Origin of the sequence: Kordiimonas aestuarii (assembly GCF_025574465.1) — a bacterium.
Classification (GTDB): domain Bacteria; phylum Pseudomonadota; class Alphaproteobacteria; order Sphingomonadales; family Kordiimonadaceae; genus Kordiimonas; species Kordiimonas aestuarii.
The window spans coordinates 43,132-64,737 of record NZ_JAOBPP010000011.1 but is presented as its reverse complement, the minus strand read 5'-3'; the positions used below and the strand labels follow the sequence as shown (position 1 = coordinate 64,737).

Annotated in this window: 29 protein-coding genes; 23 read left to right on the top strand and 6 right to left on the bottom strand. The window is 59.2% G+C overall.

The genetic code is table 11. The annotated features are described in order from the left end of the window. The first annotated feature begins 84 nt into the window (after window positions 1–84). Genes OEU85_RS02240 through OEU85_RS02225 form a run of 4 tightly spaced genes read left to right on the top strand, consistent with a single transcriptional unit; the run spans window position 85 to window position 3,517 of the window. Window positions 85–537 (top strand): hypothetical protein, encoded by a 453-nt coding sequence (locus OEU85_RS02240; protein ID WP_262689807.1) that lies wholly within the window; start codon window positions 85–87, stop codon window positions 535–537. After that, complete coding sequence (locus OEU85_RS02235; protein WP_262689806.1) at window positions 485–1,783, top strand: DNA-packaging protein; 1,299 nt, start codon at window positions 485–487, stop codon at window positions 1,781–1,783. The genes OEU85_RS02240 and OEU85_RS02235 overlap by 53 nt, the downstream gene beginning before the upstream one ends. A gap of 2 nt (window positions 1,784–1,785) precedes the next feature. Beyond that, window positions 1,786–2,943: a phage portal protein gene (locus OEU85_RS02230; protein ID WP_262689805.1), complete on the top strand. Its 1,158-nt coding sequence runs from the start codon at window positions 1,786–1,788 to the stop codon at window positions 2,941–2,943. A gap of 49 nt (window positions 2,944–2,992) precedes the next feature. Beyond that, on the top strand, window positions 2,993–3,517 hold the full coding sequence (locus OEU85_RS02225) for a hypothetical protein (protein WP_262689804.1): 525 nt from the start codon (window positions 2,993–2,995) through the stop codon (window positions 3,515–3,517). Here OEU85_RS02225 and OEU85_RS02220 read toward each other — a convergent pair. Beyond that, window positions 3,514–3,783: a hypothetical protein gene (locus tag OEU85_RS02220; protein WP_262689803.1), complete on the bottom strand. Its 270-nt coding sequence runs from the start codon at window positions 3,781–3,783 to the stop codon at window positions 3,514–3,516. The genes OEU85_RS02225 and OEU85_RS02220 overlap by 4 nt on opposite strands. A 49-nt stretch (window positions 3,784–3,832) precedes the next feature. Between OEU85_RS02220 and OEU85_RS02215 the strand changes: the two genes are divergently transcribed. Further along, window positions 3,833–4,918 carry an HK97 family phage prohead protease gene (locus OEU85_RS02215; RefSeq protein ID WP_262689802.1) on the top strand — a complete coding sequence of 362 codons (1,086 nt, stop codon included), beginning with the start codon at window positions 3,833–3,835 and terminating at the stop codon, window positions 4,916–4,918. A gap of 310 nt (window positions 4,919–5,228) precedes the next feature. Here OEU85_RS02215 and OEU85_RS02210 read toward each other — a convergent pair whose 3' ends face one another. Further along, entirely contained in the window at window positions 5,229–5,909 is a 681-nt protein-coding gene (locus tag OEU85_RS02210; protein WP_262689801.1) for a hypothetical protein, read from the bottom strand. Window positions 5,910–5,999: 90 nt separating this feature from the next. On the opposite strand from OEU85_RS02210, the gene OEU85_RS02205 reads away from it, so the two are divergent. Beyond that, a complete protein-coding gene (locus OEU85_RS02205; protein WP_262689800.1) occupies window positions 6,000–6,446 on the top strand; it encodes a hypothetical protein in 447 nt (148 codons plus the stop codon). Between the two features lie 24 nt (window positions 6,447–6,470). Here OEU85_RS02205 and OEU85_RS02200 read toward each other — a convergent pair whose 3' ends face one another. Continuing rightward, window positions 6,471–7,172, bottom strand: a complete 702-nt coding sequence (locus OEU85_RS02200) for a hypothetical protein (RefSeq protein ID WP_262689799.1) — start codon at window positions 7,170–7,172, stop codon at window positions 6,471–6,473. Window positions 7,173–7,262: 90 nt separating this feature from the next. Between OEU85_RS02200 and OEU85_RS02195 the strand changes: the two genes are divergently transcribed. Continuing rightward, entirely contained in the window at window positions 7,263–7,853 is a 591-nt protein-coding gene (locus OEU85_RS02195) for a hypothetical protein (protein WP_262689798.1), read from the top strand. 1 nt (window position 7,854) lies between these two features. Here OEU85_RS02195 and OEU85_RS02190 read toward each other — a convergent pair whose 3' ends face one another. Further along, on the bottom strand, window positions 7,855–8,556 hold the full coding sequence (locus OEU85_RS02190; RefSeq protein WP_262689797.1) for a hypothetical protein: 702 nt from the start codon (window positions 8,554–8,556) through the stop codon (window positions 7,855–7,857). Window positions 8,557–8,655: 99 nt separating this feature from the next. Then, window positions 8,656–9,015 carry a hypothetical protein gene (locus OEU85_RS02185; protein WP_262689796.1) on the bottom strand — a complete coding sequence of 120 codons (360 nt, stop codon included), beginning with the start codon at window positions 9,013–9,015 and terminating at the stop codon, window positions 8,656–8,658. A 234-nt stretch (window positions 9,016–9,249) separates the two neighbouring features. On the opposite strand from OEU85_RS02185, the gene OEU85_RS02180 reads away from it, so the two are divergent. From OEU85_RS02180 to OEU85_RS02140, 9 genes are all read left to right on the top strand, one after another. After that, window positions 9,250–10,377, top strand: a complete 1,128-nt coding sequence (locus OEU85_RS02180) for a phage major capsid protein (RefSeq protein ID WP_262689795.1) — start codon at window positions 9,250–9,252, stop codon at window positions 10,375–10,377. 77 nt (window positions 10,378–10,454) lie between these two features. Beyond that, window positions 10,455–12,818, top strand: coding sequence for a hypothetical protein (locus tag OEU85_RS18670; RefSeq protein ID WP_262689794.1), 2,364 nt, complete (start codon window positions 10,455–10,457; stop codon window positions 12,816–12,818). Window positions 12,819–12,840: 22 nt separating this feature from the next. Next, window positions 12,841–13,035: a hypothetical protein gene (locus tag OEU85_RS02170; protein WP_262689792.1), complete on the top strand. Its 195-nt coding sequence runs from the start codon at window positions 12,841–12,843 to the stop codon at window positions 13,033–13,035. Then, on the top strand, window positions 13,035–13,262 hold the full coding sequence (locus OEU85_RS02165; protein WP_262689791.1) for a hypothetical protein: 228 nt from the start codon (window positions 13,035–13,037) through the stop codon (window positions 13,260–13,262). The genes OEU85_RS02170 and OEU85_RS02165 overlap by 1 nt, the downstream gene beginning before the upstream one ends. Next, the gene (locus OEU85_RS02160) at window positions 13,259–13,717 is read left to right on the top strand and encodes a hypothetical protein (RefSeq protein WP_262689790.1); all 459 of its coding nucleotides are present in this window, start codon (window positions 13,259–13,261) and stop codon (window positions 13,715–13,717) included. The genes OEU85_RS02165 and OEU85_RS02160 overlap by 4 nt, the downstream gene beginning before the upstream one ends. Window positions 13,718–13,733: 16 nt before the next feature. Next, a complete protein-coding gene (locus tag OEU85_RS02155; protein ID WP_262689789.1) occupies window positions 13,734–14,015 on the top strand; it encodes a phage fiber-tail adaptor protein in 282 nt (93 codons plus the stop codon). Between the two features lies 1 nt (window position 14,016). Further along, window positions 14,017–14,655, top strand: coding sequence for a head-tail connector protein (locus OEU85_RS02150; protein ID WP_262689788.1), 639 nt, complete (start codon window positions 14,017–14,019; stop codon window positions 14,653–14,655). Beyond that, the gene (locus tag OEU85_RS02145) at window positions 14,652–14,966 is read left to right on the top strand and encodes a head-tail adaptor protein (protein ID WP_262689787.1); all 315 of its coding nucleotides are present in this window, start codon (window positions 14,652–14,654) and stop codon (window positions 14,964–14,966) included. Before OEU85_RS02150 ends, OEU85_RS02145 begins: the two co-directional genes overlap by 4 nt. Window positions 14,967–14,988: 22 nt before the next feature. Then, window positions 14,989–15,408 (top strand): DUF3168 domain-containing protein, encoded by a 420-nt coding sequence (locus tag OEU85_RS02140; RefSeq protein WP_262689786.1) that lies wholly within the window; start codon window positions 14,989–14,991, stop codon window positions 15,406–15,408. On the opposite strand, the gene OEU85_RS02135 is transcribed toward OEU85_RS02140, so the two are convergent. Beyond that, a complete protein-coding gene (locus OEU85_RS02135; protein ID WP_262689785.1) occupies window positions 15,405–15,755 on the bottom strand; it encodes a hypothetical protein in 351 nt (116 codons plus the stop codon). The genes OEU85_RS02140 and OEU85_RS02135 overlap by 4 nt on opposite strands. Window positions 15,756–15,860: 105 nt before the next feature. Here OEU85_RS02135 and OEU85_RS02130 point away from each other — a divergent pair, with 105 nt between their 5' ends. The 7 genes from OEU85_RS02130 to OEU85_RS02100 are packed head-to-tail and all read left to right on the top strand — an operon-like array spanning window position 15,861 to window position 21,604. Continuing rightward, the gene (locus OEU85_RS02130) at window positions 15,861–16,289 is read left to right on the top strand and encodes a phage major tail protein, TP901-1 family (RefSeq protein WP_262689784.1); all 429 of its coding nucleotides are present in this window, start codon (window positions 15,861–15,863) and stop codon (window positions 16,287–16,289) included. After that, window positions 16,290–16,643 carry a gene transfer agent family protein gene (locus OEU85_RS02125; RefSeq protein WP_262689783.1) on the top strand — a complete coding sequence of 118 codons (354 nt, stop codon included), beginning with the start codon at window positions 16,290–16,292 and terminating at the stop codon, window positions 16,641–16,643. A 56-nt stretch (window positions 16,644–16,699) separates the two neighbouring features. Then, the gene (locus OEU85_RS02120) at window positions 16,700–16,873 is read left to right on the top strand and encodes a hypothetical protein (protein WP_262689782.1); all 174 of its coding nucleotides are present in this window, start codon (window positions 16,700–16,702) and stop codon (window positions 16,871–16,873) included. Continuing rightward, window positions 16,870–17,850 carry a hypothetical protein gene (locus OEU85_RS02115; RefSeq protein ID WP_262689781.1) on the top strand — a complete coding sequence of 327 codons (981 nt, stop codon included), beginning with the start codon at window positions 16,870–16,872 and terminating at the stop codon, window positions 17,848–17,850. The genes OEU85_RS02120 and OEU85_RS02115 overlap by 4 nt, the downstream gene beginning before the upstream one ends. 12 nt (window positions 17,851–17,862) lie before the next feature. Continuing rightward, the gene (locus OEU85_RS02110; protein ID WP_262689780.1) at window positions 17,863–18,342 is read left to right on the top strand and encodes a hypothetical protein; all 480 of its coding nucleotides are present in this window, start codon (window positions 17,863–17,865) and stop codon (window positions 18,340–18,342) included. A gap of 2 nt (window positions 18,343–18,344) precedes the next feature. Continuing rightward, window positions 18,345–18,794 (top strand): hypothetical protein, encoded by a 450-nt coding sequence (locus tag OEU85_RS02105; protein WP_262689779.1) that lies wholly within the window; start codon window positions 18,345–18,347, stop codon window positions 18,792–18,794. Next, a complete protein-coding gene (locus tag OEU85_RS02100) occupies window positions 18,773–21,604 on the top strand; it encodes a phage tail protein (protein ID WP_262689778.1) in 2,832 nt (943 codons plus the stop codon). The genes OEU85_RS02105 and OEU85_RS02100 overlap by 22 nt, the downstream gene beginning before the upstream one ends. Window positions 21,605–21,606: the final 2 nt, after the last annotated feature.

The following is a 21,606-nucleotide window of genomic DNA, read 5'->3' as shown; positions in this document are numbered from 1 at the left end:
GTGAAGCCTTCCTGTTCCTTGAAGCTGAGACATTCACACGCTGCGGCCAGCTGGCTTGCGGCGTTTTTTGTATGGGAAACCTGCATGACGGATGAAGCCACCATAAGCCCGGAGGCCGCCCGCGCCGCCCGCAAGGATACTTTCCTGTGTGCGCTGTTTTCCGGCGTGTCTGTGCAGGAGGCGGCACGCCTGGCGTCGGTGGCGCGCCGCACGGTCTATGACTGGCGCAAGGCAGACGCCCATTTCGCAACCCTCTGGTCGGCGGCGGAAAACCAGCCGGACGACCCGGTGGAGGCCGAAGCCATCCGCCGTGCGCTGATGGGGGTGAAAAAGCCCGTGTACCGGGGCGGCACTCTTGTGGGTGAGGTGACCGAGAAATCAGACAGCCTTCTCATGTTCCTCCTCAAGTCGCGTCAGCCAGCTAAATATGGCGGCAAGGCGGAGGGCGGAGCCGTGGAAGACGACAAATTGAAAGGCGCACGGGATGCACTATTCAGCAAACTTTGTGCGCTCACTCGGCCCCCACACTCGGGCTGAGTTCATTGAAGGCCTCACGGACCGTGAGGTAGCGGTGCTCCTCTATGACTGGGCCTTCTGGGCGCGGGCAAACCAGCTGGCACCAACCACTGACTGGCGGCGCTGGCTTATCCTCGCCGGGCGCGGCTTTGGTAAAACCCGCACGGGCGCTGAGTGGCTGAGGGGCGAGGTTGAGGCCGGGCGCGCGGGGCGTGCCGCGCTCATTGGCCCCACGCTCCATGACGCGCGGGCAGTGATGGTGGAGGGCGAAAGCGGCCTTCTTGCCATCTCACCGCCCTGGAACCGCCCGCATTATGAACCGAGTAAAAAACGACTGAGCTGGCCCAATGGTGCCTGCGCTTACCTTTATAGCGCCGAGGAGCCGGAGCGGCTCAGGGGACCCCAGCATGACGCCGCATGGTGTGATGAGCTGTGCGCCTGGCGCGAAGGCGAAGCCACGTGGGACAACCTGCAATTTGGCCTGCGGCTGGGCGCGGACCCGCGTGTGGTGATTACCACCACGCCAAAGCCGCAAGCCCTCCTCAAGGCCATCATGATGGCGGACGGCACCCATGTCACGCGCGGCTCGACCTACGACAATATGGCCAACCTCGCCCCCGCCTTCGCGGATGAGGTGATCAGCCGCTATGACGGCACCCGCCTCGGGCGGCAGGAACTGCTGGCTGAAATTCTGGAAGACGTGCCGGGGGCCTTGTGGTCCCGCACGCTCATTGAGGAAACCCGCGTGCGCACCGCCCCTGAGCTTGGCCGCATCGTCATCGGCGTTGACCCGCCGGTGAGCGCGGGCGCAGGCGCTGATGAATGCGGCATTGTGGCCGCAGGCCTCGCCTCAGATCACAGCGGCCACGCCTATGTGGTCGCGGACGAAAGCGCGAGGGGGCTTTCCCCCCTTGGCTGGGCCCGGCGGGCCGTCACGCTTTATCACCGGCTTCAGGCCGACCGCATCGTGGTGGAAGTGAACCAGGGCGGCGCGCTGGTGCCGGGGCTTATTGCCCAGGTGGATGAAAGCGTGGCGGTCACGGCGGTGCACGCGTCACGCGGCAAACACGCCCGCGCGGAACCGGTGGCCGCACTTTATGAACGCGGCCTTGTGCACCACGCGGGCGCTTACCCCGCGCTTGAAGACCAGATGGCGACCTATACGGGCGAGGGGGCGGCAAGCCCCGACCGTATGGATGCGCTTGTCTGGGCGCTGACGAACCTGATGCTCATGCGCGCCACACCACCACGGATAAGGACCCTATGACCATGGCCTTTTGGGATAAATTCAAACCTACCCGCCCGGCACCGGTGACGGCGAAATCTATGAACCGCCCGGTATTCTCCCGCGTGGGGCCGGGGCAGGCGGTTGCCACCCCGCACCGGTATGACCGGCTGTCGGACGAAGGGTACCGCCAGAATGTCATTGCCTACCGCGCGGTGGGGCTTGTCGCCCGCGCCTGCGCCAGTGTGCCAATGCGGCTTTACCGGGGTGACGACATGCTGTCGGACCACCCGATCCTCTCCTTGCTCGCGCGGCCCAACCCACGCGTGCGGGGGGAGAATTTCATTTATAACCTCGTCGGCTATCACCTGATCGCCGGCAACGCCTATGCCCTCGCCGTGGGGCCGGATGGCCGCGCGCCGAAGGAACTGTGGCTCATGCGGCCCGATACGGTGAATGTGCTTGAAGGGCAGGACGGCCTGCCGTCAGGCTTTGAGCAGAAAGTGGCGGGCAAGACCCAGCGCTATGGCGCTCGCTCGGTATTGCATTGGAAAACCTTCAACCCGCTCTCTGACTGGTACGGCATGGCACCCCTTGAGGCCGCTGCACTTTCCGTCGATGCCTTCAATGAAGGCAGCCGCTGGAACCTCGCCCTTATCCAGAACGGCGGCGCACCATCCGGCGTGCTGTATTCCGAGGCAGGCGATGCTCCGCTGACGGACGAACAGTTCAGCCATTTGAAGGCGGAGGTGGAGCGGCGGTACACAGGTGGCAGCAACGCCGGTCGCCCGCTGCTGCTCGAGGGTGGCCTCAAGTGGCAAGAGATGGGCATGTCGCCCCGCGATATGGACTGGACTGCGGCGAAGAATATGAGTGCGCGGGAGATCGCCATGGCCTTCGGCGTGCCGCCGCAGATGCTCGGCATCCCCGACGCGCAAACATATTCAAACTATTCCGAAGCCCGGCAAAGCCTGTGGGAGGACACCGTCATCCCGATGCTCATCGAGATCGCGAACGAGCTCACCAACTGGCTAACCCCCATGTTCGGTGACCGCAGCCTGACCCTCAAGCCCGACCTCGACGACGTGCCCGCCCTAGAGGCCAAACGCACCGCAAGGTTTGACCGCATCGCAAACGCAGGCTTCCTCTCGGACGCCGAGAAACGGCGAATGCTGGGGATGGGGAAGTCCGCGAAGGATTGACGAAGCCCGAAAAAATGCCCATCTACTTACAAGAATAGGGGGCGGTTCATTGGCAATATTCATCACGGTTATTTGCATCGGTGTGGCGTTGCTTGTGGATGCCGCCATGCCCGGTGCTGGCATGCTTGGCGGTACTACTGGGATGGGGCCAATGTTCGTCGTGTCTTTAGCGCTGACAGCCTTGATCTGGTCGTTGTACATTTGGGAGCCTAACGCACTCATCAAGCCTGAACGACGGTATCAATCCTTCCGTGATGCTGTGAGCGATGCATTCATCGTATTAGCGCTTTCAGGATACCCGCTATTTGTTTTGTCATGGTCCAATATCCTGCTCGACCCAGAGAACACTTACGAAGCAGATGTCCGAGTGGAACGGCTCGGGCAGTTTACGCTTAAGAGGACAAAATTTGAGTATGCTGAGGTGCGCGGTTGGCCAAAAGCTCATAGTCTCGTTGAAATAAGGATATCTAAGGCTGACAGAGCAACCCTTCAGCAGGGCGACGAATTAACCCTGGTGGTGGGGGATGGTTTGTTTGGTATTGGGTATGTAAAAGGCTATACCCGCGCGGATTAATCCCCGCCCGGTCTGATCTTGTAGCCGAGATAAAGCGCGCCGGCGGCGAGTGCCCATAAGCCGAATGACAGCAGCTCATACCGTGTGAGGAAATCGTCCCGCGCGATACCGAGGTCTTGCGCCATGCCGTCGCCTGCGGAGAGCGCGCCGATGGCGAGTGTGCTGAGGAACGCGCTCAGCACGAGGCACAGGAACACGAGCCAGAAGCGGTATTTCGCTGTGGTGGCGGCGTCTGCTGTCGGCGTCAAATCCTGCTCGTGCGGCACTCTATTCTCTCCGTGGGTTTCACCACGGTTAAACCAAGGAAAATGCTTCATGACAATAGTGAAAGATGCGGGTCTCGCCCGTGCCTCGATGCCGCTTGAGCTGAAGGCAGGCGGGGTTGAGGGCACGTTCGAGGGCTACGGCGCTATCTTCGGCAATGTGGACCGTGACGGTGACACCGTTGCCCGTGGTGCGTTCGCGGAAAGCCTGAAGGCGCGGCTGCCGATGCTTCTCTGGCAGCATGACACGAAATCGCCCATTGGCCGGTTTGACGAAGTGCGCGAAGACGAGCGCGGGCTATACGTGCGCGGCAGGCTTTCCATGTCTGGCCGCGGGGCGGAGGCGTATGAGCTTCTGCGCATGGGGGCGCTTGATGGCCTGTCGATCGGTTTTGTCACCCGTGAAGCCACGCGTGACAGTGCCACCGGCACCCGCACCATTTTAAAAGCAGACCTGATGGAGATATCCCTCGTGACATTCCCGGCCAATGAACTCGCCCGCATCACCAGCGTGAAATCAGCGCATGGCGGCATCCCCGATGACCCGCGCGCGTTTGAGCATTTCCTGCGCGAAAACGGTTTCTCCCGCACCCGCGCCCGCGCCATCATCGCCAAGGGTTTTGGTAGTGAGCCAAGCGCCGATGAGATTGCAGCGCTGGTGGCGGACGTGAAACGGCGGCAAACCGCGCTGGAGGGCAAAGGTCGGTCATCGGTCAATGTTGATCTTTTCCCGGGAGAAAGCAGCAGTGGCGTACTCGCCCAACCGGGTGGCCAGCCGGAGAACTGGCTTTTTCCCGGTCTGCCTAAAGGCAGGACAACCTTTCAGGTGATCCCGCCACACCGCGAGGCATATTTCGACTGCGCAATCCGGTACTGGGCGTGGACTGGCAAACGCTATGAACAGCGCGAAGTCACTTTGTGGCAGAAGGAGCGTCAGGCGTTGACTATGGTAACAAAAGACACGCCTGCCGACCAGTTTAATCCCCTAAGCCTTGCTGACTGGCGCACCGCAATGGAACGCCTTGTTTTCGACAAGCGTACAACCTTCACGTTCAAGTATCATTCGCAAGGCGAACGCACACATTCGATGGATGGCGCGGCGCGCGTCAGGCAGCGCTTTATCGTTAAAGCGACATAGGTCGTCCTACCGTATGAAAATCTCATAGACGAGAATGGTCAGGATAATGCCGTTTGCCATGCCGCGCGTGAACGGGCTGAAACGTTTGTGCCATGGTTCCATGTCTTTTTCCTTCATTTGCAGGCGGATGCATAAGCTGGTTCTGAAGTGTCCTCAATCGAAGCCGACAGGTTGAACATCGGCCCGGCGCGCATCTCGGTTGCCATTGACTGATTTGGCGGCCTTGCGCGGCTATCAATAGCTGCCGTGCAGGCCGGGGTCGTATTTCATATAGTCGGTTGGCAGGCCCTCGGTGCTCATATCCGTGCCGTCACACACGCCGACCTCCCGGCTTGGTACGAGGCTTAACAAACGTTTGAAGTTTGCGCCCATGTCTGACTGACCCGGTGAGGGTGACATAAATGTCAGCCGGGGCGGCGGGGAAGGGTCCCTTTTGCCCATCTGCCTTGGCCGGATCGGTGAACCAGCCGCTTTGCCAGATGATGCCCGGGTCGCGTCCTTGCATGACAAAGCCGTATGTTGGGCCCTCTTTGGTAAAGGTGCCAGCTTCTTCATGGCGCTGGGCCGGTTTGTAGCCGTCTTTCATATAGATGGCGGCATCAAAATAGCTGGTGACCGTGTGTGCTTCACCCGTGGGCACGTTGCGCACGCGGAAAATACACACATGGTCAACCGTGTTCTGGTCAATCTCCAGCAGGGGACGGGCGCTCAGGACTGTGAAGGTGGGTTTTTCGTGGGAGAATTCACCGTCCTCTACATAGTCGTCGCCTTGCTTGGTGACATTGCGTATGGGCCGGTCACCAAGGGTTGTGACAGCAATGCTGGGTTCTGGAATCATTGTTGTCACGACGGGGGCTTCCGCGCTCGCCAGCCTGGCTTCAAGCTCGGTGCGAATGGTCTCATGGCTGCTCTGTTCCGCCTCCATGACAAAATAGGCCGCAGCACCAACAGCCGTGCCGCCAATGATAAGACCGCCAAGAAATGCTTTCATGATACCCCCGTCTTGCGTGTTGCCTGTCTTCCCAAGGTTGCAAGCAGCCACCTTGAACAAAAAGTGAACGAGTTGCAAGAGGAGGATGGCATGCGCTATCACAAGGAGTTGGCCAATGATACACAGTCGGTACAGATAAACGCACTGGTCAAAACGCTGAACAACCGCACCGAACGATTACGGCAAAAATCTTGGAACTGGCGTGAAGTGGTCTTGCGTCCCCACGAGATGACGCGGGTACGAATTTTTCACGACCGCGGTGGGTTAAGCGGACAAGGGAGGGCGGTTATCAGCATTCGGCCACCCTCACCGCTTGAGAAATTTACCTGTCATGTGGACTATTGCGAGTTTGGTATGAACGGCGCAACCCCGCGGTACCGTGAGCTATCGAACCGCAAATTATCGGATACGGTCACACTGGGAAAGCCGGGGTTGATAGACATGGGTGTCGGTATATTAAAGTCGTATTTCTGGATCGAGTTTCGGTGCACGGCAGAGCGAGCAGGGAAATATCGTTTCGAGGTCACGCCCGCCTGACCATGCCCGGCATCGTTGCCTCAGCTAACGCGTCCAGGACTCATCCACGCTTACCTGCCACATGGGCAGGGTGTTGAGGTCCAGGTCTGCGTTGCAGGCGTCAATCGGCCGGTCGGTCATGTCATCCTGTAAGTAATACTGGAAATTATAGAGCTGCGAAAAGGGTACAGTGAGGGTGAAATCAAAGGCGTCGGAGGCAAGGTCGTCATAGGCTTGCGCACCTTCTTCATTGACCCAGAACCAAACCATGCGATTACCGCCAGCCTCAACATAATACCGTTTGGCGAAGGTGCCGTCCCCCGGGCTCAGGCCGGTTGAGAAACGGTCATCCCAAGCGTTGAAGCTTTTGGCCAGGGTATCTCGTGCCGCTGCATTCAGGCGGACGGAGACATCAAAACTCTCGTCGCCAAGGTCGCTGACGCAGATGCGGGCATAGTCTGCTTTCGTGAGCCGGGCGACAGGCTCTTCACGGTAAACAGCAAACGAACGTACGTGAGAGGATTTGCTGTATTCCGTGAGGAAGGGCGCCTTGAGGTCATAGCCGGTATGATAATAAAACGGCGACTGCATATAAGCCTGCTTTTCTTGGGGCACCGGTATGCGGCCGCCAAAAGCGCGCCATAACGCAGATGCGCTTTCTGGCCCATCGGTGAGCCAGAGGTAGGTAAATGGAGCGGCCAGAGTTGCTGCGATGCCGCATAGCCCGCCGATAATGAATTGTCGCATGATACCCCCGTCTTGCGTGTTGCCTGTCTTCCCAAGGTTGCAAGTAGCCACCTTGAACAAAAAGTGAACGAATTGCAAGAGGAGGATGGCATGCGCCAGACCTTAGTGAGTGGTGACGTGCGCGCAAAAGAGATTGCTGCGCTGGTGGCCGAGGTGAAACAGCGACAGTTGTGGCTGGAGGGCAGGTTTTCTGTGCCGTGCCCGGATGGCTGCGCCGGTTGCGCGCCCTGCCGGAAGGGTTATTACCAGACCGATTGTGGCACGATGTTGGATAATATCCCGGGCGCGAACCGTGACCGCTGGGATGCGTGGGCCGCACTCGACCGGGAAGTCAGGGCCGTTGGGCAGGCCATGCAGGCCTTCAGCCGAAACTATAACGTGAAGGTCGCGGTGGAAGCGATCTGGTCAGCGGTCGATATTCTGAAGGCGGTGACAGGGCGTAGGCCCGAGGACATCGCGCAGGCAGCAGGCTCGGCCTACACGCTTATCCGCCGGGTCTTCACTTATAACGACGAATTTGCCGCGGAATTTGAGCGTGAGTTCGCAACCAAGCTGATCACGCTGGATACACTACGCAACCGGGCAGTAGGCCTTGATAGCGATTTCTGGCGGCTGATCAGGGCCTATCAGGGAGACAAATGCTCACCCAGCCTGACGCCCGCACATTTCAACCGGCCCTAGGTCAGTTTTGCTCAAGCTCTTCCGTTGTGGCGAGTTTGCCGCCAAGGATGTGCCGAAGCTCGAGAAAGGCCTTGTCGTCGTCGCGTGTTCTCTCGTTGCAGAGCGGAATAACGCCGTCGGCGTTAATGGTGCGCAAGCTATCGGCCATGCCGATGATGTCGTTTTGAGCCAGTCGCAGCACGATAACGTCTTGCGGGATTTCCGGGTCGAGCGTGGGGTCGAGCCGGTCAAACTGCTTCAATTCAAGTCCGGGAACCGAGGTCAGGACAAGCGCCGTGTCGTTACCCGCAGCCACGCCAATGTCTTTAACCTGTGCGATGAACTGCGCAGGATCCTTGAGGACAAGGGCGAAGTGCATGACTGCGATACCATTGGGCTTGGCTGCGTAATAGACACAAGCTACCGAGAACATGTCCAGCGTGAGCTTTGCTTTGGGCTCTACGGCATAAATGGTGCCGAGCGTGTTTTCATCGGTCACCTCCTCGGACGGGGGCACGCGGGTGAGGGCAGGCATGCCCACACTGGTGTTGTAAAACTCCATGCTTAACTGTTGCCGAAGTATCGCCTCGCCAGAGGGCATGTTCGGGAGATCCAGCATCGCTTCCCGTAGGTCGGCGACCGGGTCGGTGCTGCGCATGGACGCATAGACAAATAAACCGGCAGCCGCGCTGCCAAGAAGTAGACCCGCCCAAAATGCTTTCATGATATCCCCCGGGTTGTGTGTTGCCTGTCTTCCACAGGTTGCAGGAAGTCACCTTGAACAAAAAGTGAACGAATTGCAAGTATCGGGGAATGTGGCCGGCTATTTATCTTTGCAGCTTGCCTTCAGCTCGTCCAGCCGAACGCTCATGTTGATGACGTCAGGGTGCCTGTCGCTGAGGCCCATGTCCTTGAGTTTGGCGCGTTTGGTGTCGAGTGCATTGATACGTTCCACGCAGTTTGACTGCTCGGTGATTATTGCAGTCGACGGGGTGGCCTTCAGCGTGCGCAGTTCCGCGCTCAGGTCTGCGACCTGAACCCTGAGCGCGCGCACTTCGCCTTCCAGCGCCTTGAGCCGTGCTTCGAGCGCGTCATCGGCGCTTACGCCTGTGCAGGGAAGCGCCGCGATAACGCCCGCGAGTGTGACTGCGCGTAAAATACCTGAAAAGTTGCTCTGTTTCATGATGGTTGCCCCTCTTTGCCTGACCCCTGAGCGAACAAGACTAGCAGAAGAAACCTGAAGTTAAAGAGGGCAATGTCCCTCGCCCGCCGTGGCCCGCCTGTGTGATGCCGGCAGGGCGGCGGCAGAACCGGCACCTCCCATCGCCTGCGTGAGGCAGGCGGGCGGCTTTGCCTTCGTGGCTGGAGCATGTGTTCCGGCCAATCGTGAAAATATGAAACAGAAAGGACAGATGTCATGGAAATGACCGATCTGAAAGCCGCTATTGATGACTATACAAGTGCGGCGGAAACGAGCCTGATGGAGGTGCAGTCGCGCCTTGATACACTTGAGGTCTCCATGCACAGGCCAGGTGCGCTGGCGCACGGCGGTTCTGGCTATGATGATCAGCACAAGTCAGCGTTTATTGCTGGCTTCATGCAAAAGGGTGACACGGACGGCCTGAAGGCTGTTGAGATAAAGGCACTTTCGACGTCCTCCGGCGGTGATGGTGGTTTTGCCGTGCCGCTCGTGATTGATGCCGAGATTGAAAAACAATTGCGCGTGCTGTCGCCGTTGCGCTCGATTGTGAAAGTCAAAGAGGTTGAGAGCGGAAATTACAAGCGCCTTGTGAACACGGGCGGCGCGTCCTCCGGTTGGGTAGGCGAGACGGATGGTCGTGCCGCTACGGCGACACCGTCCCTGCGGGAAGTTGCGATCACCCCGGGTGAGATATATGCCAACGCTGCTGCCACGCAGCGCGCGCTCGATGACATGCAGTTCGACGCCGAGGCCTGGTTGAATGAAGAAGTGGCCGAAGAGTTCGCGGCACAGGAAGGCGCGGCGATCGTGAACGGCGACGGCGAGAACAAGCCCAAGGGCTTTCTGACGTACACGACATCTGCCGACGGGGATGCCAGCCGCACGTTTGGCGAGATCCAGCATGTGATCACCGGTGCGGACGGCGCTTTCCCGGCGACCGATCCGGCGGATATGCTCATTGACCTTGTGCATACGCTCTCTGCGCGGTACCGCGCTGGCGCGCGTTTTGTGATGAATTCCAAAACGCTGGCGATGGTGCGTAAGTTCAAGGACACGGATGGCAATTTCATCTGGCGTGCCGGACTCAGTGAAGGCCAGCCGGATACGCTTCTGGGTTATCCTGTGGTGGAAGTGGAGGACATGCCCGATGTGAGTTCGGACGCCTGCGCCATCGCGTTCGGTAATTTTGAGCGTGCCTATACGCTCATTGAGCGTACGGGAACCCGTGTGCTGCGCGATCCATATACCAACAAGCCTTATGTACATTTTTATGCCACGCGGCGCGTGGGCGGGGCGCTGGTCAACGATGATGCGCTGAAGCTGCTGAAGTTCTCGGCGACATAACCGCCCATAACCAACCGACGGGGCGGTGCGGAGGTCCCGCCGCCCCTTTCTTTTCCCAAAAGCGAGAGTGACTGACAATGCTGGCAAACCGTGTGCGCGAATATACCAATACCGAAGGCACTGGCGACATTACCCTGGGCGGAGCGCTCAAGGGGCATGTACGCTTCTCCGACGCTTTTGCCGTGGCGGACGAAGTTGCTTATGTCGTTGAGGATGGCGACAATTATGAAATTGGCACAGGCACACTCGCTGCGGCAAACAGGCTGGAGCGTACCAGTGTCAGCGAAACGCTGCTGAACGGTGTGTTTGACCGCGCCGCCCCTGAGGCCATCCCGCTTTCCGGCAATGCGCGTGTGTTTTGTGCGTTGACCTCCGACTATCTGAACAGGCCCGAGGTCGCTGCGGATGTCATTCGTGAAGTGACTGAGGATGCCGGGGTGACGGTGGACGGGGTAACATTGAAAGACGGCGGGGCGACCTTCTCGGCCGGGCTTCTGGTTGAGACGGGCGGGGTAGAAAAACTCCGGGTGGACGGCGATACGTTGACGGTTTCCGGCAAAGCCAAAGCCACGGTGTTTGAACACCCTTCAATACAGATGGGCGACAGTGGCGGCGGGGCCTGGTTCGCGCCGCTCATTGCGGGCGTGCCGGACTTTAACCGCGAATTTGGCTTTGATCCCGCGCTCGACCACTGGTATGCGAGGCCGGGGGTCGATGTGGCAGGTAAATTGTCCGTTGGTGGTGGCGGCAAGATCAGCGTGCAGAACAAGGTGAATGGCGGTCCTGACCATGGCATTTTCTGGTGGGATGATGACAACGCCAACTGGGGAACGTATCTTGCCGCCAGTAATGGGGGCACATCGCTTGCGGATACGTCATGTGCTCCCGCCCTTGATGGTCGGGCAGGGTTGCATTTGCGACACAGGGCGCCCGTGGATCCAGCCTATGGGTTCCTTTGGGAGAATAGCAGCGATATATGCCTGATGTCGCTGTCGGCAGACCAGGGCGACTTGTCTGTCGCTGGTAATGTGTACACGGCACAAGGGAATGCCATAAAGCCGGCTTTCGCGTTCGCCGAGGAAGGGCTATACCGTGTTGACGAAAACTCCATGGGATTTAGCCTTGGAGGCGCGGAAAAAGCCCGTATGGATGGCGGTGGCCTCCAAATGGCCAACAATGCCAATATAAGAAATGGCGGCGGAGCAGAAACTAGTCCCTCATATACTTTTGTAGGTGCCTCGGACACCGGTATATTCAGAAGGTCGGTTGATCAGATCGGCTTTTCCGCTGGGGGTGTGACGCGGGCGGTTATTGGCGTCAATGCCGGCGTTACAAATGCGAGCGGGCTTTGGGTTAACAATGGTTCTTCCGTGGCGCTGGTCGTGGGATCAGATAGCACCGGCCCGTCACTTGGCGACGGCACCACCAAGGTGGGACGTATCGCTGTGCCGCATTATATCAAGGCGGAAGAGCCGCTGGCGCTGTTTTTTGCACTTGCACAGGAAAGCGAAAATACGGTGTCCGTCGGGGGTGGCTCCACCATCATGAATGCTGCCAGCCGGGTCGGATTTTATACCGCCATGGACAGCACGACCGTATCGGGTACCCTGCGCTGGCAAATCGGGCCATCGGGTGATCTTTCGGGCGGTTCCGGCTGTGACATTCTGAAACTCATGTCAAATGAAGGGCTTTACCTGTCCGGGGGTGCAGCGCCAAACGAAGGTGCAAACCTCTATCTTCTTGGCGACGCGCACCCGGAAGACGCCTTTGATTTTGCCGTCCGGCGTGGTGCCAGTGCTGTGCTGCACTATGATGATGATTACGCCGGCGGTAACGGTACGTTTCGTTTTTTCAAGGAAGTGCGGCTTGAGAGTTCACTCGCGATCACCAGCAATATTGTTAAAACACTCGACACGGCCAATCTGCTATTGTCCGGCAGTTCTGCCACGAACAAGGGGGCGAACCTTGCGCTTTATGGCGATGCACATGCAAGCCGAGCCTATGACATTGAATTCCGCTCTGCCAGTAGCCCGGAACTGAGCTACGATCACGACGTCGGGGTCTGGCACTTCTATTCAAACGAAATCCGCAATGCGGCTGGCATTGCCAATGCCCCGGTAGTGCGATTTGAGAACCAAAGTGGCACAAGCCCGGAAGTTGCGCGTTTCATCCTCTCCAACTCACCCATGGATCAGAGCGCCACATACCTCAAATGCAGCGATGGCAGTAACGATGTTTTCACCATTTTTGCCGATGGCGGTGCGTCGCTGGCAGGAGACCTCGTTACCGACGGCGTACTGAGGGGTAAGTCAGACAGCACGGTAAACCGACCGTCCGCAGTGAGTGTGGGCGCAGGCGCGCAAATGTTTGATACCACGCTTGGCAAACCGATCTGGTCAGATGGCAGCCAGTGGGTCGATGCCGCCGGCGCAGCGGCTTAAGTCTAAAAAAAAGGATATGATCATGTCAAAGGACCAACCGGCCCTGTCGGCCAAACACGCCACCATTATCCTCCAGTTTCTGCAGCGCACCCAGCTTCAGGGTGCTGAAATGCCTGCCTTTGTTGAGGTGTGCAACAGCCTGAGCACCATTGCAAAACCTGCAGAGAAGCCGCCACAAGATACCGCAGACACCTGGGCACCTGAGGGGGGTATCTGATGGCCCCGGCCTCAAGCGCATTCGCGTCATCGCCCCTGGGGGGTGACTATGCCCAAAGCGCGGCCATGGCGCCGGCGGTACCCAGCCCGGTTTTGGCGGCGTCAGACACGGCAGTGACCGATGCGCATGAAAACCTCGGCCTCAGCCATGACCGACAGGCACGGGCGTCGCATTTGGGCCGTGCCGTTCCGGTGAAACGCCTCAAACGAAGAGATATAGCCTTATGAACACAGGTCCGATGATCCTTTATGCACCGCCTTTTGAGCATCTCATGACAGGGGTGCTCAGGCTGCCGTTGGCGCGTCTTTCAGCGGTGTTGCTGGATGGCCGGTATGTGCCGGATATGAGCCAGCATGATCGCTATTCGCATATCACGCCTTATGAGCTGTCGGGTGGTGACTACGGGCCCGTAGCTGTTGCTGGCGTGCGGGTGGAGCCCGTGCCCGGTGGTGCCGCCTTTTTCACCGATCCCATCATCTGGGGTGATCCGGTAGATCTGCCGCCTGCGCGTTTCTTGGCTCTGCTGATGAGCCTGCCTGGCAAACCAAAGGCTGAAGATGCGCTCTTTGGTCTTGTTGACCTGTCGCCCGCCGGTGGCGCGGTTGAGGCGCAGCGCGGTGCATTTGGCGTCAGTCCACCCACAGGCGGCTGGTTCACGCTCACGGCACAACCCAATTCTTAAAAGACGGAGGCCCCGCATGGCCATGCATGCCAAGGATCCATCGGCAACGGTGGACTATAGTTTTGACTGGGCCGCCTGGCTGACTGGCGGCGAGACAATCACAAATGCAGACTGGCGTGTTGACCCCGCAGGCGACGACGCGCCGACATTGTCAAACCCTGTGAATGGCGGGCATACGCGGGGCATCCTCGTGTCGGGGGGTGTGCGCGGTGCGCGCTACCGGCTGACCTGCACGATCGAGACAGACGCTGGCCGCACCGGCGAACGCAGCCTAAGCCTTTATGTGATGGAGCGGTAACATGTTAATGGAAACCCTGACGCCCCCTGAAACAGACACCTTGCTGCTGGATGATGTGCGCGGTCACCTGCGGTTGGACAGCGCGGAAGACGATGCAGGACTTGCGGTCCTTGCGCGCACAGCCGAAGCATTGATGGAAGCCCATCTTGGCGCTGCGCTTGTGGCGCGTGATATGGTCCTGTCGCTGGACAGCTTTCCGGCCTCATGCAGTGGGACAGCTGACAGGTGGTGGCAAGGCACCCGCGAAGGCCCGATGAGCTGGCTGCACGCCAGTGCGCGGTCTTTTCCCCTGCCGCTGAGGCCGCTGATCAGCATTGCCAGCATTGAAGTCTGGCAGGCACCGGGCTGGCAAAGCTGGCCGGCGAGCAATTACAACATAACCCCCGGGCTTTTACCCATGCTGCACCTCGCCGCTGGTACCAGCTGGCCGGTACCATCGCGTGAGCGCGCAGGCGTCCGCATCACTGCCCGCACTGGCTTTGGCGAAAACTGGAACGCGGTGCCCGAGCTTATCCGACATGCCCTGCTGCAACTGGTGGCATATCTATATACCCATCGCGGTGACGAGGGTGCTGAAGATGCGGTGCACGCCAGCGGTGCCGCGTCCATGGTCAGCCAATACCGGCAGGTGAAATTATGATCGGCGCGCGTCGACACCGCGTTACCCTTATGGGCGAAGAACTGAGCCAGGGAGCGGGCGGGCGTTTGCAGAAAAACCGCCTGATCATTGCCGATGTATGGGCTGAAGTGTCTCAGAGTGGCCGCTTCGCAGCGGGCACCACCGAGGCACCGGAACACACCGGAAAAGCAGATTTCACGGTACCCTATCAGGCCGCGTATCTAGCTGCGCGGCATGCCGAATGGGAAGGCCGCCTTTACCGGCTTGAGGGCTATAGCCTCACCGGTACGACCGTGCGGCTTATCAGCTTTGACGGCGTGCGCGCATCGTGAAATTGAGGAAAAGGATCACGGTATGACAGCCTTTTATTGTCACCGCCTGCAGGAAGTGGTGTTTGCCCAGCTGATGGCGGACGAGGAACTAAGCGCCCGCCTGAGCGGTCTCTATGACGAGGTGCCGCTTGGCGCATCCATGCCCTACCTTGCGATGGGGGAGACGAATATAAGCCCCGCCGGATTGAAAGACCGTCAGGGCAACGTCGTTACTTTCGCGCTTTGGGTGTGGTCTGATGGTGACGGCCAGCTTGAATGCAAGGACTTGCTGGCAGCGGTCGATCGCTTGTTGTCACGCCACAAGCCGACTGTACCGGGGTGTCACGCCGGTGAGATTATCCTGACCGGGGCAGCTGTTACCCGCCAGTATGCGGAGAATGGCAGTCGGTATCGTGGCCGGTTGGCCTATAAGGTGCAGCTTTATGAAGAGGATGCGGCCTAGCTCAGGAGCGCATTATTGCAGGCGCGTTCACGAGCCTGCATCCCTGCCTCCAGCACGCGGCGTTCCATCCGCATGATCATATGGGTGCGATTGATGACCGTCAGTTGGTCACCACCCCGGGTGACATATGTCACGTGGGGCGGGCTTCTTTCCAACCGTTTCTCAAGAAACCCTATCGCGCCGCGATAGGCCTTCAGATGGCTGATACAGCGCTCGGCAATATCGATTTTATTTTCATCCAGAACGCTGATGGGGCGGGTGCGTGCGGCGGCTTCGGCTGCCGCTGACACCATCATGCACAGCGCCAGCACAGCTCCGATTTGTGGGGTTCTCACGGTCCCGCGCATCTTAAAACTCCCGTCCCGAAGCGGCTAGTATAGCAGCTTTTAAAACCGCTGCGGCGGGAATTTTTGTCACGACCTCGCGTCACACAGCCTTGAAAGGATACAAGCATGGCAGCGCAACTTGGCAGGGAACTGCTTCTCAAAATTCACGACGGCAGCAGCTCCTACGAAGACAGCAACTATGTTGCAGTGGGTGGTTTCAACTCAAATGATATCAAGATAACCAACAGCGAGGTGGATATCACCAGCAAGGATAGTGGCGGCTTCAAAGAGTCGCTTGACGGCGGTGGCCAGCGCTCCTTTTCGTCCACAGCTGCCGGTACTTTCCTGTCCGACGCTGCGTTTCAAACTGTCCATGACCATATGATGAATGCGACACATCCGCTTTGCCGTGTGATTGTGCCGGGCCACGGCACCTATGAAGGTAAGTTTGCCATTACCAACCTTGAACTGATGGGCCGTGAAGCCGATGAGGTTAATTATTCCATTTCCTTCAGTAGCTCGGGGGTGATCACCTTCACACCGGAGGTCGCATAAGTGGCGCGGCGCATGATGGGCGAAGCCCGCGTGCGCATCGGGGCACGAAATGTGCGCCTGCGCCTTGATATAGGCACAATGATGGACCTTGAAGACTATTTTGGTATGGGGCTGGTGCCTTTCCTGACGAGCAGGCTGACGGAGTTTCGCCTGTCGGATATGGCGGCGCTGTTTCTTGCCATGACTGGCGGTGACTTTGGTGATGCCGATGCCCGGCGCAAGGCGGGTGAAAAGCTACTGAAGGCAGGCTTGGCGGAAAGCGCGACCGCTATTTCGCAGTGCCTTGAAAACACACTATCCGCGCCAGAGCCGGGAAAGCCGCACCCCCTGAAAGCGACGAAAGTCCCGGGCTGACGGGGGGCAAGGCAGCCGAACCCATTGCATGGGGCCAGTTTATCGAGGTTGGCGCCATGCTGGGGTTAAGCCCGGCAGTCACGCTTGCCTGCACCTTGCCCGAGTTGAAGTTTGCCATGCGCGGTTACCAGCGTGCACACGGCATCAACCCCGACAAGGACATGCCGGACGCCCGGTCTAAAGCCATGAGCGGTGCCCGGCTGAACGAACTTCTTGAAAGGTATGCATGATGCAGACAACGAAGCCGATCACGGTTGGTGTGCCGGTTAACTTTGCGCGTTCCATGGACCAGATGAATTACCGGCTGGAGAAGCTGACCAAGTCGATGGAGGACATGGCTGACAAGATAGCCAGCGCGGCGGGCGGTTCGTCGTTCGCTGGCATTTCGCTTGGCGGCGGCGGGGCCGGCGGCACTTATCTGGACGGCATCCCCGCTATCGCGACCGATTATAAAGCCTTTTTCTCCGAGCTGGTGGGCGATATTGGCGCAACGATAAAAGCCGAAGCGCCCAATCTTTTCCCAAGTGACGAGGAAGGGGAAAAGCAGAAAACGGGGGAAGATCCCTTTGGTGACGCGGCGGGCACCACACCACGCAAGACCGGTGAAGCGCCAGCGGAGGCCAGCGATGCCGCCAAAGTCCAAAAGGACGAAGCAAAGGACGCGGTGAACGCGGAGGAAGAACGCGAGAAAGCCAATGCCAAGGCATGGGCCGGGATCGTGGGCAACGCGCTGAAAAGCACCAAGGCACTGGGCAAGATTCGCAAGGCTTTTGCCATTGGTGGTGTGGTGATGGATACCGCCCGTGGCATCGCCAAGGCCGTTGCGTCCGCGCCGTTTCCATCGAACCTGCCAGCCATCGCCTTTGCTACTGTCACCGGTGCTGCACAACTGGCGGCGGTGAAGGGGCAGGCCCACGACGGGATCGACAGTATTCCGTCCTCCGGCACCTATCTGCTGGAGCAGGGGGAACGAGTGGTAGACCGCCGCCTGAACGCGGATCTTTCCCGCTTTCTTACCGTGCAGCAGGGCGTGGCACAAAACAGTAGCAGCACCACAAACAGCACCAGCACGACACTTGCCCCCAATATCAACCTGACCATTGGCGCGGGCGCGGCACCAGACGCCGTGCACAGCAACAGGGGCGCGCTTGAGAGCATGATCCGCGAGATTTTTGCCGACTACGCAATGGAAGCGCCATTCGGCTGAGGGAGATTAAGCATGAGTTTTCTCGAACTGCCGGGCACAATAACACTGGCGGCCATGACGGTGAAACCGCACCAGCGCACTAAATCTGGCCAGGCCATGAGCGGCAAGATTTTGACCAGTGAATACGGTGGCCACTTTTTTGAAATGACCCTTGTCTACCCGCCCATGCTGCGGGCGCAAGCGGCAGAGCTGATCGCCTTTCTGCATGCCATGCGGGGACGCGGCGGTATCTTTGATGTGCCGCTGGACAATTTGACCGGTGTATCGGGCGTGGCGGTTGGCAATTTCGCCCGGTTCGACAACGACAGCAAGATCCACGTTATCACCAGCACCAGCCCGCTGACGGTTTCCCCGCCTGCGCGGGTGCCGGGTGGCACGCTTGTCACAACCGGGCTGAAGATGCGCTGTTCGCTGGCAAGCGACGTGCAGGAGATCCGCCTTAATGCGCAGGGGCTTATCCGACTTGAAATTGACGTGATCGAAAGGGTGTAGCCATGCTGAGTGTAGAGACGGGCGTCCTGCCCGCGCTTGAGAGCGACCATGTGCATTTTGCCTGGCTGATCGATATCGAAGGCGACATCGAACACTGGCGCTGGACCACCCACGGCCATGACCTTGTGGTTGAAGGCGTGACCTATGTATCCGAAGGCCAGGTCGCTGGCCTGCCCGCCATCGTGCGGGAGCGGGATATCAAATTGCAAAGTTACACCATCCGCCTTGTCGGCAGCGACAGGGTGGAGGCAGCGCTGTTTCGCATGCGCTACCTCGTTGGTCGTCCGGTCACCGTGTCGCTTGTGCTGCTTGAGGGCGAGAGTGGTGTCATCGGGGGCAAGGCAATCAGGCTTTACAAAGGCTCTGTCCACAGCTGGCGCGAGATCGAGGACGATACCAGCGCGCGGGTGGAACTCAAGATCACCAGCCCATGGTCATCCCTGCCGTGTTGACACATACCGGCCCGACAGAAAACGTGTGGGACCCGCGCTACGGCGAGTTTGTCCCGATACATGACGGCGATATATACCCCGCTTACCGGCCTGATCAGGTGGGTACCTCGCAGGCACGCTGGACTACGGATGCGGTCATTGACCCCAAAGAAAATGTTATCGACAATCTGAAGAAGCTTCTCGAAGGGTTTGGCTGGTCCATGCCCTGGTCAAACGGGCGGCACCGCCTTGTGCTTGAGGATCTTGTCTCAGGCCCGGTGATGACCGTCACCGAAGATGATATCCTTGGCGGCTGGACCTGCGAACATGGCCTGCGTCAGGGGCGGCTGAACCGGGTAACGGTCGAATTTTCAAATGCCAACAAGGACTATGAGGAAGACGCGGTTTCCTGGCCGCTGTTGGACAGCCCGGAGTATGCCGATTTCAAGGCGCACGACAATGGTGCCGCCCTTCACACCAATGTGCCGGTGAAAACCATCACCGACTATTATCAGGCGCAGGCATTTGCCGAATTTCTGGTGCGAAAAAGCCGGGTCGGTTTTCATGTCGAGGGGCTGAAGTTGGCGCGCAAGGCGCTGCTTCTGGAACCCGGTGACGTGATTGAGGTCGATTACCCGGAACGCGGGTTCGACGCGCGGTTGTTTATCGTGGAGAAAATCTCCGTCAGCGCGTTCCTTGAGGTGGAGGTGGACCTCGCGCTTTACGACCCCACCGTTTATGGCGGGGAGGCCATCTGGCCCGAACCGCTGAATTCCGTTGGCGATGCGCCGGACCTGTGGGCAGACCCTGGGGCCCCTACCGACCTGCAACTTGTCAGCTTCCATGAAGCAAAAGCCGACGGCAGCATGATCAGTGGCATTGATGTGAACTGGGACGCGCCGACAAGCACAGTGGGCATGGACCGGTTTGAGCTGAAATGGCGCAAGGCGGGCGACGCAGAGTATACCGGCCAGCGCTATCTGGGGCGTGACACGCTGTCTGCCCGCATCAGCGGGCTGGTTGATGGCGCGTTTTATGACGTGCAATTGACCTACTGGACCCAGCGCGGGCAGGAGAGCCTTGCGGCCGGGCAAATGATTGAGCTGCCGGCTACACCGTCAAAGCTGGATGACATTGAGCCGGGTGCCACCCGCAATGTCTTTCGCGGCGTGTATGACGACACGGCCACTTATGTGCGCGGCGATGTGGTGACATATGACGGCAGCAGCTTTGTTTTCATCAGCCTGAGCGCCGCCACGGGGGTTGAGCCGACAAACACCACGTTCTGGACCTTGCTGGCGGGACAGGGGCCACAGGGCGTGCCCGGCGCGCCGGGCGTTGACGGCCAAACCACCTATACCTGGATACGCTATGCCGACAGCGCCGCGGGCGCGGGGATCAGCAATGACCCGACAGGCCGGGCCTATATCGGTTTTGCCTACAACAAACCGACTGCCGCGGAAAGCAATACGCCGGCTGATTACATATGGTCGCTTGTACAGGGGCCACAGGGCAATACCGGCGTGGCGGGTGCTCCCGGCGCGGACGGTCAGACGACATATACCTGGATCAAATACAGCGCCAACGCAGATGGCACCGGCCTGACCGATACGCCGCAAGCCAATACGGTTTATATCGGCATCGCGGTCAATAAAACCACCGCCAGCGAAAGCAATAACAAGGCGGATTATGTCTGGTCACGCTGGAAGGGGGAGCAAGGCATACAGGGCCCGCAGGGTGTGGCGGGCGCGCCCGGCGCAGACGGGCAAACCACCTATACCTGGATACGCTATGCCAGCAACGCGTCAGGCAGCGGTATCAGCAATGACCCTTCTGGCAAGGCTTATATCGGCTTCGCCTATAATAAAACGTCGCCTTACGAAAGTAACATCGCGTCTGACTATACGTGGTCGCTCATTCAGGGGGCGCAGGGAAACACCGGAGTGGCGGGCGCGCCGGGCGCGGATGGGCAGACCACCTACACCTGGATCAAATATAGTGCGAATGCAGATGGCACGGGACTGACGGATACCCCGCAGTCAAACACCAAATATATCGGCATTGCCACCAACAAAACGACAGCAAGCGAAAGCACAAACAAATCCCACTACACATGGTCGCAGTGGCGCGGGGAGGACGGCAGCAGCGGGCTGACGATCAATGCGTCGCCCACATCGCATACGGTGGCCTGTTCACCTGATGGCACGCCCAAGTCAGGAGAGTTCAACAAGACATCGCAGGTTGCGCTGTTTGCTGGCACCAGCAATGTGGCCGCAAGCGCGAGCTACAGCCGGGTTGCCAGCAATTGCAGCGCATCGGTGAGCGGCTCAGGCCTTGTAACCATCACTGGCATGTCGGACGACAGCGCTTTTGTCGATGTGACGGCAAGCTATGGCGGGGTATCGCTGACCGTGCGTATCAGCCTGTCAAAATCAAGGGACGGGACGTCCGCCACCTATGCTGAGGGCGATGTCTATCCTGCAACGGCGACATCTTACACACAGCATACCTCACCGGGTGTTCTCACCCTCGCGCTTTCGGGCGGTGGCACGGTGCATATGGCGGCGCAGTTGAACTTCCGCGCAAGCGGATCGGGTGACACACAGTATATGCGGTTCCAGCGCAGGCCTTCCGGCGGCACCTGGGAAACGGTTCTGACGGCAGACCCGGTCTTTGGGGAAAGTACGGAGCCCGCCTTCATGACAGCTAACCATAGCTATGCGGCCCCTTCAACAGCCGGGGTCTGGGACTACCGCTTGCTGCAACGCCACGCGGGCAGTGGTGCCAGCCTTCAAAACAACCCGGGCAGCTTTTCAGTGCGGCTGGGATAGGA

What these genes read in the sequence shown, in the direction of transcription:
- OEU85_RS02230 (WP_262689805.1), top strand. Translation starts at nt 1,786, where the DNA reads ATGGCCTTTTGGGATAAATTCAAACCTACCCGCCCGGCACCGGTGACG.
- OEU85_RS02205 (WP_262689800.1), top strand. Translation starts at nt 6,000, where the DNA reads ATGCGCTATCACAAGGAGTTGGCCAATGATACACAGTCGGTACAGATA.
- OEU85_RS18670 (WP_262689794.1), top strand. Translation starts at nt 10,455, where the DNA reads ATGCTGGCAAACCGTGTGCGCGAATATACCAATACCGAAGGCACTGGC.
- OEU85_RS02200 (WP_262689799.1), bottom strand. Translation starts at nt 7,172, where the DNA reads ATGCGACAATTCATTATCGGCGGGCTATGCGGCATCGCAGCAACTCTG.
- OEU85_RS02235 (WP_262689806.1), top strand. Translation starts at nt 485, where the DNA reads ATGCACTATTCAGCAAACTTTGTGCGCTCACTCGGCCCCCACACTCGG.
- OEU85_RS02140 (WP_262689786.1), top strand. Translation starts at nt 14,989, where the DNA reads ATGACAGCCTTTTATTGTCACCGCCTGCAGGAAGTGGTGTTTGCCCAG.
- OEU85_RS02210 (WP_262689801.1), bottom strand. Translation starts at nt 5,909, where the DNA reads ATGAAAGCATTTCTTGGCGGTCTTATCATTGGCGGCACGGCTGTTGGT.
- OEU85_RS02170 (WP_262689792.1), top strand. Translation starts at nt 12,841, where the DNA reads ATGTCAAAGGACCAACCGGCCCTGTCGGCCAAACACGCCACCATTATC.
- OEU85_RS02240 (WP_262689807.1), top strand. Translation starts at nt 85, where the DNA reads ATGACGGATGAAGCCACCATAAGCCCGGAGGCCGCCCGCGCCGCCCGC.
- OEU85_RS02165 (WP_262689791.1), top strand. Translation starts at nt 13,035, where the DNA reads ATGGCCCCGGCCTCAAGCGCATTCGCGTCATCGCCCCTGGGGGGTGAC.
- OEU85_RS02110 (WP_262689780.1), top strand. Translation starts at nt 17,863, where the DNA reads ATGAGTTTTCTCGAACTGCCGGGCACAATAACACTGGCGGCCATGACG.
- OEU85_RS02115 (WP_262689781.1), top strand. Translation starts at nt 16,870, where the DNA reads ATGATGCAGACAACGAAGCCGATCACGGTTGGTGTGCCGGTTAACTTT.
- OEU85_RS02105 (WP_262689779.1), top strand. Translation starts at nt 18,345, where the DNA reads ATGCTGAGTGTAGAGACGGGCGTCCTGCCCGCGCTTGAGAGCGACCAT.
- OEU85_RS02215 (WP_262689802.1), top strand. Translation starts at nt 3,833, where the DNA reads ATGACAATAGTGAAAGATGCGGGTCTCGCCCGTGCCTCGATGCCGCTT.
- OEU85_RS02155 (WP_262689789.1), top strand. Translation starts at nt 13,734, where the DNA reads ATGGCCATGCATGCCAAGGATCCATCGGCAACGGTGGACTATAGTTTT.
- OEU85_RS02135 (WP_262689785.1), bottom strand. Translation starts at nt 15,755, where the DNA reads ATGCGCGGGACCGTGAGAACCCCACAAATCGGAGCTGTGCTGGCGCTG.
- OEU85_RS02190 (WP_262689797.1), bottom strand. Translation starts at nt 8,556, where the DNA reads ATGAAAGCATTTTGGGCGGGTCTACTTCTTGGCAGCGCGGCTGCCGGT.
- OEU85_RS02130 (WP_262689784.1), top strand. Translation starts at nt 15,861, where the DNA reads ATGGCAGCGCAACTTGGCAGGGAACTGCTTCTCAAAATTCACGACGGC.
- OEU85_RS02160 (WP_262689790.1), top strand. Translation starts at nt 13,259, where the DNA reads ATGAACACAGGTCCGATGATCCTTTATGCACCGCCTTTTGAGCATCTC.
- OEU85_RS02100 (WP_262689778.1), top strand. Translation starts at nt 18,773, where the DNA reads ATGGTCATCCCTGCCGTGTTGACACATACCGGCCCGACAGAAAACGTG.
- OEU85_RS02180 (WP_262689795.1), top strand. Translation starts at nt 9,250, where the DNA reads ATGGAAATGACCGATCTGAAAGCCGCTATTGATGACTATACAAGTGCG.
- OEU85_RS02150 (WP_262689788.1), top strand. Translation starts at nt 14,017, where the DNA reads ATGTTAATGGAAACCCTGACGCCCCCTGAAACAGACACCTTGCTGCTG.
- OEU85_RS02120 (WP_262689782.1), top strand. Translation starts at nt 16,700, where the DNA reads ATGCTGGGGTTAAGCCCGGCAGTCACGCTTGCCTGCACCTTGCCCGAG.
- OEU85_RS02195 (WP_262689798.1), top strand. Translation starts at nt 7,263, where the DNA reads ATGCGCCAGACCTTAGTGAGTGGTGACGTGCGCGCAAAAGAGATTGCT.
- OEU85_RS02185 (WP_262689796.1), bottom strand. Translation starts at nt 9,015, where the DNA reads ATGAAACAGAGCAACTTTTCAGGTATTTTACGCGCAGTCACACTCGCG.
- OEU85_RS02145 (WP_262689787.1), top strand. Translation starts at nt 14,652, where the DNA reads ATGATCGGCGCGCGTCGACACCGCGTTACCCTTATGGGCGAAGAACTG.